The organism is Bradyrhizobium sp. PRIMUS42 (assembly GCF_023006515.1).
In the GTDB taxonomy this organism is placed as follows: domain Bacteria; phylum Pseudomonadota; class Alphaproteobacteria; order Rhizobiales; family Xanthobacteraceae; genus Bradyrhizobium.
This window is the reverse complement of sequence record NZ_JALBGZ010000141.1, coordinates 1-11,146: the sequence shown is the minus strand read 5'-3', so window position 1 is coordinate 11,146 and position 11,146 is coordinate 1. Positions and strand designations below refer to the sequence as shown.

9 protein-coding genes are annotated in these 11,146 nt (G+C 63.4%); 4 read left to right on the top strand and 5 right to left on the bottom strand.

The window, feature by feature from the left end:
- Positions 1-609 (bottom strand): HlyD family secretion protein (locus tag MOV75_RS13685; RefSeq protein ID WP_247005951.1); only part of this gene is annotated, 609 nt, incomplete at its 3' end.
- A gap of 138 nt (positions 610-747) precedes the next feature.
- Between MOV75_RS13685 and MOV75_RS13680 the strand changes: the two genes are divergently transcribed.
- Positions 748-1,659: a LysR family transcriptional regulator gene (locus MOV75_RS13680; protein ID WP_246920418.1), complete on the top strand. Its 912-nt coding sequence runs from the start codon at positions 748-750 to the stop codon at positions 1,657-1,659.
- A gap of 326 nt (positions 1,660-1,985) precedes the next feature.
- Positions 1,986-3,038 (top strand): DUF3616 domain-containing protein, encoded by a 1,053-nt coding sequence (locus MOV75_RS13675; RefSeq protein WP_247005950.1) that lies wholly within the window; start codon positions 1,986-1,988, stop codon positions 3,036-3,038.
- A 33-nt stretch (positions 3,039-3,071) separates the two neighbouring features.
- Here the strand turns inward: MOV75_RS13675 and MOV75_RS13670 are convergent, their stop codons facing one another.
- Complete coding sequence (locus tag MOV75_RS13670; RefSeq protein WP_246920429.1) at positions 3,072-6,524, bottom strand: indolepyruvate ferredoxin oxidoreductase family protein; 3,453 nt, start codon at positions 6,522-6,524, stop codon at positions 3,072-3,074.
- A 147-nt stretch (positions 6,525-6,671) separates the two neighbouring features.
- Between MOV75_RS13670 and MOV75_RS13665 the strand changes: the two genes are divergently transcribed.
- The gene (locus tag MOV75_RS13665; RefSeq protein WP_246920444.1) at positions 6,672-7,127 is read left to right on the top strand and encodes an Lrp/AsnC family transcriptional regulator; all 456 of its coding nucleotides are present in this window, start codon (positions 6,672-6,674) and stop codon (positions 7,125-7,127) included.
- 118 nt (positions 7,128-7,245) lie between these two features.
- Here the strand turns inward: MOV75_RS13665 and MOV75_RS13660 are convergent, their stop codons facing one another.
- The 3 genes from MOV75_RS13660 to MOV75_RS13650 are packed head-to-tail and all read right to left on the bottom strand — an operon-like array spanning position 7,246 to position 10,485.
- A complete protein-coding gene (locus tag MOV75_RS13660; RefSeq protein ID WP_246920447.1) occupies positions 7,246-8,031 on the bottom strand; it encodes a fumarylacetoacetate hydrolase family protein in 786 nt (261 codons plus the stop codon).
- A gap of 15 nt (positions 8,032-8,046) precedes the next feature.
- Positions 8,047-9,414: an LLM class flavin-dependent oxidoreductase gene (locus MOV75_RS13655; RefSeq protein ID WP_246920450.1), complete on the bottom strand. Its 1,368-nt coding sequence runs from the start codon at positions 9,412-9,414 to the stop codon at positions 8,047-8,049.
- 18 nt (positions 9,415-9,432) lie between these two features.
- Positions 9,433-10,485: an Ldh family oxidoreductase gene (locus MOV75_RS13650; protein ID WP_246920453.1), complete on the bottom strand. Its 1,053-nt coding sequence runs from the start codon at positions 10,483-10,485 to the stop codon at positions 9,433-9,435.
- Positions 10,486-10,781: 296 nt separating this feature from the next.
- On the opposite strand from MOV75_RS13650, the gene MOV75_RS13645 reads away from it, so the two are divergent.
- A partial coding sequence (locus tag MOV75_RS13645) for a GAF domain-containing protein (RefSeq protein ID WP_247005947.1) occupies positions 10,782-11,146 on the top strand: 365 nt, incomplete at its 3' end.

Genomic DNA, 11,146 nt, shown 5'->3' with positions numbered 1-11,146 from the left:
GGTGAGCACGTCGATCTTGCGCTGTGCGGCCAGAAGGCCGGATTTCGCGTGCTGCAATTGCGCGCTGCTGGCGCGCAGCGCCGCGTCGGTCTGCTGCGCGCGCTGGATGGTGCCGGAGCCCGACTTCATCAGGTCGTCGTAGCGGGCGCGCTCCTCCTTAGCGAATTTCAGATTGGCGTCGGCCGCGGTGACATCGGCCGTGCTTTGCTCGATGATCGGCTGCTGCAGTTCGAGCTGGGCATCGATATTGCGCACCGAAGCTTCGCCGGCGGAGACATCGGCGCGTGCCTGGTCGAGGGCAGCCTTGAAATCGCGGTCGTCGATCTTGGCCAGCGCCTGGCCTGCCCGAACGGTCTCGTTGTCGCCGACCAGCACCTTTGCGATGTAACCGGATACCTTTGGCGCGATGATCGTGGAGTCGGCCTTCACATAGGCATCGTCGGTGGATTCGAGGTAGCGGCCCGTCTTCAGGTAATCGTAGCCATAGTCGCCGGCCACCGCGATGCCGATCGCCAGCGCCAGCCCGATCGCTGCTCGTCTGATCACCTGCCGGGATGGGTACAGGCCGATTTTGTTATTAGTTTCAGAGATATAAGAAGCTTTCGACATGGCATCCTCGGATTTCCCAGACGCCCGCTCAGAATCGTGCGCTGTTAAACCCCGAAATGCGCTGTCCCGGTCGTTGTGATAATCTTGGAATTTGTGAAAGCATTATCCAGCAATAGCGGATAATCAGAGCCTGTCGCCATGGATCGCTTCACCAGCCTCACCGCCTTCGTCCACGTGGTCGAAAACGGCGGCTTTTCCGCCGCCGCCCGCCGGCTCAACATGTCGACGACCATGGTGAGCACCCACGTCCAGGCGCTGGAGGACCGGCTCGGCGTGCGCCTGCTCAACCGCACCACGCGGAAGGTGAGCCTCACCGAAATCGGCAAGGCCTATTACGACCGCTCGACCCAGATCCTCGCCGATCTCGAACAGGCCGACGACATCGCGAGCGAATTGCAATCGGTGCCGCGCGGCACATTGCGCATCCACGTCGCCACGCACATGGTGCCCTTCGTCGCGCCCGTTGCGGCAAAACTCCTGTCGGCCTATCCGGAGCTCAAGATCGATCTGCGCATGGGCGAAGCCGAGGTCGATCTCATCGAGGAGGGCTATGACGTCGCTCTGCGTATGACCTCGCCGCCGGACTCGAGTCTGATCGTCCGTAGCCTCGCCACCTGGCGCCACGTGCTGTGCTGCTCGCATGACTATCTCGAAAGGCATGGCCGTGTGCAGAAGCTCGACGAGCTCGCCGCGCACAATTGCGCTCGGCACCTGAACTATCCCTTCGGCGACGATTGGCGCTTCTTCGACCGCAAGGGCTCGCCGGCATCGGTGCGCGTTTCCGGCAGCTTCATCACCAACAGCGGCGAAGCGTTGCGGAAGGTGGCGCTGGAGGGCGCGGCCGTCTGCCTGATGGCCGGCTTTCTTGTACAGGGCGATCTCGACGCTGGGCACCTCGTTCGGCTGCTGCCCGAATACCGCCCGGTCGAGATGTCGATGAACGCGGTCTACCCGCACCGGCATCATCTGTCGGCGAAGGTCCGGACCTTCATCGACATGCTCGTGCACCACAGCGCCGAGCAGCAGAAGCTGATCAACCCGTATTCATGAGCACTTTCGCCGGCGACTCCATGTCCCTCAGAAAGTGAGTTGACATCGCCGGGGCATCTGGAACAATACAACCTAAGATATGAGTGATCCATTTTGGACCGAAGTGGTTCGGCCCGATCCAGTTTCTTCGATGTGACGTTTCGTTCAGGCCGGCTTTCGGCCCTCTGCTTCTCCAGCTCCTGCTTTTCCATGTTTGACGCATCGACAGGCGGCAGGCAGATCGACGTTCGATTGCGTGAGAGCGTCGTAGGATTCGGCGGCATCATATTGCGGTGAAGCTGGACGGCTTGCCATATCTGAATCGACAACCGCTGAAGGGAGCTTCGATGACCCTCGCCAGAACGGGATGGATTGCGGCTTTGCTGCTTGGCCTCATGGCGGCGGGCGGCGTGCAACCTTCTCCTGCCGCGGCCGACGATGCGTGGCCGGTCAACAAAAGGCTGATCGGTGAGGACGGCGACAAGTCCAAGGATGTCAGCGGCATCGCCTGCACGATCCCGGATGGGTTTCCCCGTTCGTGCCTCGTCATCGACGACAATCTTCAGGACGCCCAATACGTGGAATTAACCGAGGGCAAGCTTGTCGCCGGCAGCCCGGTCAAGTTGATCGACAACACGTTCAAGGACAAAGCGCTCGAGCTCGATGGTGAGGGCGTCGCCTTCTCCGGAGGGTACTTTTACGTCATCGGCTCGCATGGCCATCCGCGAGACAAGGACCACAAGCTTGATCCTAAGAAAGATGCCGACAAGATTCAGGCGAAGATCGCCGCAAGCAGCCAGATCGTCCGGTTCCGCACGACCGGTGAAGACGGCAGCGCGTCAGGCCTCGAGCGCACGCCGAGACTGAGAGACGTCATTGCGAGCGATCCGGCACTTCTCCCCTTCGTGGATATGCGGCTGGAGACCAACGGGCTGACGATCGAAGGCGTGGCGATCAAGGACGATCGGACGCTGCTCGCAGGATTCCGGGGCCCCGTGCTGAACGGAAAATGCGCCGTCGTTCTGTCGGTCGAGGTGGCTTCCTTGTTTGGTAATGGCAAGAGCTCGGATCACCGCCTGTACCGGCTGCCGCTCGGCGACGGCCGCGGCGTGCGCGATCTCGCGCCATTCGGGGATCGCATCCCCGTTTTGGCAGGTCCGGCTGCGGATGGACCCGGGTCCTATGCCGTCTACGCATGGGACGGCGCGTCAGAGTCCGTCGAGCTCTTGAAGGACTTGCCGTTTGATCCGAAGCGAAAGCCGGAGGGACTCCTGCCGCTGGACAAGACGTCAACCGGACTACGTGTCCTGATCGTGTTCGACGGCGACAAGGAAGGTGCGCCCACCCCGATCGAAATATCGGGATCGGGGCCGCGATCTTCATCGTGTCCCGCCGGCTAGGCGTTTTGAACGCCCGCGCCCTCGCACTGTTCTTCAACCGGTGGCGCGCATCTTTGCCGGCGATGGCGTGTGGAGTTCATTCAGCAGCCGCTCGACCTCGGTCTTCACCTTCCCGATCGCGGTGTCCTTGACCGGCCCGTAGCCGCGGATCTCCATCGGCGCCTTTGCAATTGCGATGAGATCCGGAAGAGGCGCCGTATCGAGCGCGCCGAGCATTCGTTCGATCAGGCCTTCATACCACGCGATCAGTTCGCGCTCGGTGCGCCGTTCCGCGGTGTAACCGAACGGATCGAACGGCGTTCCGCGCAGCGCCTTCAGGCGCGCGAGCATGGTGAGAGGCGTCTGGATCCACTGACTGAAGGCGCGTTTGCGCGGGCGTCCACGGGCGTCGCGCCGCGACGGCAGGAACGGTGGGGCGAGGTGATATTGGATTTTGAAGCCATCCTCGAATTCGCGTTTCAGTTCATCAAGGAATCCGCCTTGCATGTGCAGCCGCGCCACCTCGTACTCGTCCTTGTAGGCCATCAGCTTGAACAGGGCGCGTGCGACTGCCTCGGTCAGAGCCTCGCCGTTTTTCAGAACGGCTTCGGCACCGCGGACCCTTGCGAGGATCGTCCGGTAGCGTGCCGCATAGGCGCTGTCCTGATAGGCGGCGAGAAAGTCGGCGCGACGATCGATGATCTGATCGAGCGTCTCCGCTGCGAGCGCTTCGTTCCCCTTCGGCAGGAAGTCCGGATCCGAAGCCGCAATCCGGCCCCAGGCAAAGGCCTGCTTGTTGTGCTCGACGGCGACGCCGTTGAGCTCGATCGCACGCAGCAGCGCTGCAAGCGAAATCGGGACCAGCCCGCGCTGCCAGGCAAAACCGAGCATGATGATATTGGCATAGACGGCATCGCCGAGCAGCCGTTCGGCCAGCGCGTTGGCATTGATCGTGCCGAGATTGTCTTGACCGACGACCCAGCCGATCGCGCGCAGGCGGGCGGGGGAGGCGAGGTCGGCGTCGCGGAAACGGACGACGTCGCCGGTCGGCATCTCCGCAGTATTGACCGCGGCCCGCGTGCCCTTCCGGAAGGTGCCGGACGCTTTTGGCGAAGAGCTGACGACGAGATCGCAGCCGATCAGCGCATCGGCCGCACCCTGGTCGATACGCACCTGGTGCAGGGCCTCGGGACTTGGTGCAAGCCGGAGATAGCTCAGCACAGGCCCGAACTTCTGCGCAAAGCCGGTGAAGTCGAGCACCGAGACGCCGCGACCTTCGAGGTGTGCGGCCATGCCGATCAGCGCGCCGACGGTGATCACGCCGGTGCCGCCGACGCCGGTCACCAGCAGATCGTAGGGACGCTCGAGCGCTGCGGTTGCGGGCGGGGGAAGCGTTGCGGCGTGGCCTACCGCGTCGATCTGGCTCGCGCTCTTCTTCCGGCGCGTGGCGCCTTCGACGGTGACGAAGCTTGGGCAAAAGCCGTTGAGGCAGGAAAAATCCTTGTTGCAGGACGAGAGGTTGATCTGCCGCTTGCGGCCGAACAATGTCTCCTTCGGCTCGACGCTGAGGCAGTTGGATTCCACGGAGCAGTCGCCGCAGCCTTCACAGACAAGATCGTTGATATAGGCGAAGCGCTTGGGGTCGGCCATCTGCCCGCGCTTGCGCCGGCGTCGCTTCTCCGTGGCGCAGGTCTGCTGATAGATCAGGACCGAAACGCCGGAGACCTCGCGCAACTCACGCTGCACGGCATCCATCTCCTCGCGGGGATGGATGGTGACGCCGGCTGGCAGGTCGGCAGGCGAGAACTGTGCGGGATCATCCGACACCAGCGCGATGCGCGTCACGCCTTCGGCGCGGACGCTGTGCGCGATCGCCTGGACGCTGACGGGACCGTCGACCGGCTGGCCGCCGGTCATGGCGACGGCATCGTTGAACAGGATTTTGTAGGTGATATTGGCCTTGGCCGCGATCGCCTGCCGGATCGCCATCGAGCCGGAGTGGTAGTAGGTGCCTTCGCCGAGGTTCTGGAAAATGTGCTTATGGCCGGTGAATCTCGACGAAGCCGCCCAATTCACGCCTTCACCGCCCATCTGGATCAGAGACGAGGTCTCGCGGTCCATCCAGCTCGCCATGAAATGGCAGCCGATGCCGGCCAGTGCCTTCGATCCCTCAGGCACCTTCGTCGAAATGTTGTGCGGGCAACCCGAGCAGAAATACGGCGTGCGCGTTGCGCCTGAGACGTTGATGGTGCGTGCTGCCTCCGGCAGAAGCGCAGCCGCGCGTGCGGCGAGATTGAGGCCCGGGAACATCGGATCGAGCCGGCGCGCCAGCACGCCCGCCAGCGCGCGCGGCGACAATTCGCCGATCCAGGAAATCAGCCGCGCGCCGGTCTCGTCGTGCTTGCCCACCATGCGTTCGGGTTTGCTGCCGGGATAGTCATAGAAATATTCCTTGAACTGGCTCTCGATGATGCCGCGTTTCTCCTCGACCACGAGGATCTCGCGCTTGCCCTTCACGAAATCCATGGCGTCATGCAACGCCAGCGGCCAGACCATGCCGACCTTGTAGACGTCGATCCCGATGCTGCGGCAGGCGGCCTCATCAAGGCCCATCAGCCGCAGCGCCTCCATCAAATCGAGATGCGCCTTGCCCGTGGTGACGATGCCGTAGGTCGCGTCCGGGATGTCGTAGATGTGGCGATCGATCGGGTTGGCCTTGGCGAAGGCATAGACGGCGTGCTTCTTCGCTTCCAGCCGCTCCTCGATCTGTGGGCCCGGCAGGTCGGGCCAGCGATAGTGCAGGCCGCCTGGCGGCGGCGTGAAGTCGGGTATGCGGAAGCTTCGGGGCGAGCCCAACTCGACGGAGGCGCCCGATTCGACGATCTCCGAGACCGCCTTGAAGCCGACCCACATGCCGGAGAAGCGGCTCAGCGCGTAGCCGTACTCGCCGAATTCGAGATATTCGCCGACGCTTGCCGGATGCAGCGTCGGCATGAACCAGCTCATGAAGGCGACGTCGGACTGGTGCGGCATCGAGGAGGAGACACAGCCATGGTCGTCGCCGGCGACCACCAGCACGCCGCCATGCGGCGACGAACCATAGGCATTGCCGTGCTTGAGCGCATCGCCGGAGCGATCGACGCCCGGGCCCTTGCCGTACCAGAGCCCGAACACGCCATCGACCTCGCGGTCGCCTTGCGTTTCGACCTGCTGCGAGCCGAGTACCGCGGTCGCAGCGAGGTCCTCGTTCACTGCGGGGAGGAATTCGATGCGGTCTCGCTTCAACCGCTCCTGGATGCGCCACAGTTCGAGATCGACGCCGCCGAGCGGCGAGCCGCGATAGCCGGAGATGAAACCAGCGGTGTTCAGCCCACGCGCGCGGTCGCGCCTCGCCTGGTCGAGCGCGATGCGAACGATGGCCTGCGTCCCCGTGAGGAAGACACGGCCGTGTTCGCGATCGTAGCGATCGGCCAGTTCATAGGGGTCGAGTGACGGAATGGCGTCCATGCGGACCTCCCGCGGCACCTGCATGGGGGCAGGTTAGGCCCGGGCGGCTGGTAGGTCTTACCTATCTTTCCTGACAGACCGGCTATTCTGGTAGATTTGCCCGATTTGTCCTATAATTCGGTAGAACAATCCGATTTGGTGAAATCCATGATTGAAGAGCAGGACACGCGGATTCTTGCGCACCTCCAGAAGGACGGTCGCGCCACCAACCAGCAACTGGCGGACGAGGTCGGCATGTCCACCTCGGCCTGCTGGCGGCGGGTGCGCGCGCTGGAGGAGGCCGGGGTCATTCAGGGCTACGCGGCGATGGTCGCGCGCGAGCAGGCGGGCTTTGCGATGTCGGCCATCCTCCACGTCTCACTGGAGCGGCACGACGCCAAATTCGTCGACGAGTTTGTGTCCCGCGTCACCAAGCGGCGCGAGGTGCTGGAGTGCTTTGCGACCACGGGCGATGCTGATTATCATCTGCGCGTCGTCGTGCAGGACATGGCGGCCTACAACCGTTTCCTCGACGAGTTCATGTTCCGCATCCCCGGCATCCGTTACGTCCGCAGCAATGTGGTGCTGAAGGAGATCAAGACCGGCGTGGCGTTGCCGTTTTGACATGACATACGGGAAGTGCCGTAGGGTGGGCAAAGGCGCTCTTGCGCCGTGCCCACCATCTCGCCTCGATTTGCGAAGGTGGTGGGCACGCTTCGTGTCCACCCTACGGCAGCGGTGCTTACCGCTGCTCCCGCACAAACCTGTTCCGCAACGTCCCGACGCCGGTGATGTCGATCTCCACGACGTCACCGTGCTTGATGTCAGGGGACGCGCCGTCGGTGCCCATCCAGATCACATCGCCGGGCCACAGCGTAAAATACTTCGTCAACTCGACCAGGAAGGGCACCACGCCGAAGATCATGTCGGCGGTAGCGAAGCGGTTGGTTTCCTTGCCGTTGACCCGAACGATCGTTTCCATCTTGTCGAGATCGGCCTCGGTCTCGATCCACGGTCCCATCGGCTTGAACGTGTCGGCGTTCTTCGAGCGCCACAGGCCGCGATCGGCCTTCTGCCAGCTTCGCTCGCTGACGTCGTTGCCGACGGTGTAGCCGAACACGCAATCCATCGCGTCCGCTGCGGTGAGATGCTTCACCTTCTTGCCGATGACGACGACGAGCTCGCCCTCATAATGGATCTTCTCCGTGGCGAAGGAGGGGATCACCACGTTCTCGTCATGCGCGATCAGCGCGTTCTGGGCGCGATAGCCGATCTCGGGACGGTCTGGCACGGCCGGCACGGTGCCGGCCTTGTCGGCGGCTTCCTTCAAGTGCTTGAGGTAATTGAGACCGACGCAATAGAAGGTACGCGGGATCAGCGGCAGTTCGATCTTCACCTGCGCCAGCGGATGCGTGCGCGAAGTGCGTTGCCATTCGCCGAAGGGATCGCCGTCGACTGCGATGACCCGGTCGCCTTCGACGATTCCCCAACACGTCTTGTCCGAGGCGGTAAATTTCAGCCAGCGCATGTCGTACCCTCGTTATTATTCCGCGGCATCGCGGGGCGGCAGCTTCCAGGCGCGTGCCGCGGGCCGCTTCAGTCCGAGATTTTCGCGTAGCGTCTTGCCGCGATAGTCCCTCTGGAACAGGCCGCGGCGCTGCAGCTCCGGTACGATATGTTGTACGAAATCGGCGTAGGAGCCGGGCACGTAAGTCGCGGCGATGACAAAACCGTCGCAGCCGCGCTCGATGAACATCTCCTCCAGTTTGTCCGCGATCTCCTTGGGTCCGCCGACCATTGCGTCCTGGACCTGGCCGCGGCCGGAGAAGGTGACGAAGTCCCGCGCGCTCGGATTGCTCTTGCCGGAAGCCTTCAGCACGCCGTCGCGAATGCCCAGAATACCCTGCATGCTCTTCAACTCGTCCGTGGTCAGCGGCTCGTCGAGGTCCTTGGAGGCGAAATCATAGTTGAGCGCTTCGGCGAGCAGCGACAGCGCGTCGATCTGCAGCGGCAGCTTGTTGATCAGCGCCATCTTGTCCTCGGCCTCGGTTTTGGTGGCAGCGCAGACCGGCGTCGTCAGATTGCAGAGGAACATCTGGTCGGGATCGCGGCCAGCCTTGGCGGCTTCGTTACGCACGGATGCATAGCCTTCCTTGGCCGCGCCGAGATTGCGCGCGGCGGTGAAGATCACCTCGCCCCATCGCCCGGCAAAGCGCTGGCCGCGGCCGGATGCGCCGGCCTGGATGATCACGGGATGGCCCTGATCCGAGCGCGGAACGGTGAACGGCCCGCGCGACTTGAAGGCGGGTCCCTTGTGGTCGAGCCGCTTCACCTTGGTCGGATCAGCAAAGCGGCCGCTTTGCTTGTCCATGATGAGCGCACCGTCTTCCCAGGTGTCCCAATGACCGAGCACCACTTCCATGAACTCGTCGGCGCGGTCATAGCGGGAATCGTGCTCGGGATGCGAATCCCGGCCCATGTTGAGAGCTTCACCGTCATTGAGCGAGGTGACGACGTTCCAGCCCGCGCGTCCCCCCGACATCAGGTCGAGCGTTGCGAAGCGGCGCGCGACGTCGAACGGTTCGTAATAGGTGGTCGAGCAGGTCGCGCCAAGGCCGAGCTTCTCGGTGACCATGCCCATCGTGGTCAGCACGATCAGCGGATCCATCTTCACGCAGCGGATGCCGTATTCGACGGTGTGGGCGTGATCGTTGCCGTAGCGGTCTGGCATTGCCAGGCGATCGTCGAAGAAGGCCATGTGGAATTTGCCGGCTTCGAGGATCTTGGCGATCTCCTGATAATAGTCCGCTGACATCGAATCGTCGCGCGAGTCCGGATGGCGCCAGGAGCTCGGCAAATTGGTGCAGTTCTGCGCCTGGAGGAAGCCGACCAGGATCATCTGTCGCGTCATGCTGTTCTCCAAATTCCGTCAGGCCAGATCGAGCACTGTTTCGAGCCGGTACTCCCGCGCCAGCACACGCAGCTTTTCCCAGGTCGCATCCTCGACCTCGATGCCGTCGCGCAGGCGCTGCTGTTCGCGCAGGCCTTCGATCTCGCCGGGATAGAACACGCCGTTACTGCCCTCGGACGGCGGCGTCGATTTCAGATAACGCGCGAATTCGGCGACCTCGCGCTTGAACTCCTTCAGCGGGCGGAATGCGGCGACGTTGAACACGGCCATGAAGCATCCGTCGTTGTGTCGCCCCGTGGGCTCGACGCCGAAGCCGAGGCCGGTGAGCAGGCCGCACAGCACCTCGACCATGGCGGCAAGACCGCTGCCCTTGTAACCCTCGGTGCCGCCGAGCGGCAGCAGCGCGCCGCCCTTGCGATATTGGGTCGGATCAGTGGTGTGACGTCCCTCGGCATCGATGATCCAGCCCGCCGGGATCTCCTCACCGCGCGCGACCGCAAGCTGGATCTTGCCGGCTGCGACCGCCGAGGTCGCCATATCGAGATAGAACGGCGCATCGAGATCGGACGGCACCGCGATCGAGATCGGGTTGGTGCCGAGCCGGGCCTCCTTGCCGCCGAACGGCGCCACATGCTTCGGCGAGCGGCCGGAATCCGCCGTCGCGATCCCGATCATGCCTTCGCGCATCGCCATCAGCGGATAGGCGGCGAGGCGACCGACATGGCTCTGCCGGAACACCGTGCAGGCGGCGACGTTGGCCGTCTTCGCCTTCTCGATCGTCAGCGCCATCGCCCTGGCGTTGACGTGGAAGCCAAATCCCCAATGGCCGTCGATCACGGTCGTGGTCGGCGACTCCTGGACGATGGTCCATTGGGCGCCGGGGACGATGTGCCCGGCCTTGATCCGGTCGATATAGGTGGGAACAGCGATCACGCCGTGCGAGTCATGACCGGCGAGATTGGCGTTGACGCAGCCGGCCGCGACCGCGTCGGCCTCTTCCTCGGAAGCTCCGGCGGCACGGAGCAGAGCGGCGCTGATGCGCGTGAGGCGATCGGCTCTGACAACCGGCATGGCGTTTCCTTGGCCTGGTGCCCTTAACGGGCTGCTTGTTGGCTGCCATCGTCTCAAAGCGCCGCCGCGATATCAATCTCCCGTAAACCAATACAGGGCTGCAAATTCGTAAAGAGAGCGCGCCTTTGGTCGAGGATTCGTCCCGTGCGGCGGTATTTTCGACAGTTTGGCGCCCCTCGTTCGCAGCTCGTTCACTTTGATCGACGGTTTGCGGCGCGCAATAACGACCACTTAGGCGATCGCGCTTCATAAAGGCAGCCGGGAGAAATAGGCAGAAATGCCCGGGAGCTGAGATCGTGCCGACGACACTCGCGCGCACCTTTGCGGCGTTGAGCGCCATCAACGAAGCCATCCTCTACGCGAAATCGCCGGACGAGCTGTACCAGAAGGTCTGCGACGCCGGGTTTTCGAGCGGGGACTTTTTGGCGGTCGCCGTGTTCCTGGTGGGACCGGATGGCCGGCGGCTGTGCTTTGCGGCCGGTTGCGGCGACGACATTCCGCGGCTGCGCTCCATCGTGATCACGACGGAAGCCGGTACACCCGAAGGCTCGGGCGTCGGTGGCGAGGCGTTTCGCAATCAGAAGCTGTGCGTCAGCAACGATTATCTGAACGACCCGCGCTCGCTGGCATGGCGCGCGGGCGCGGCTTCGGCAGCCATCGG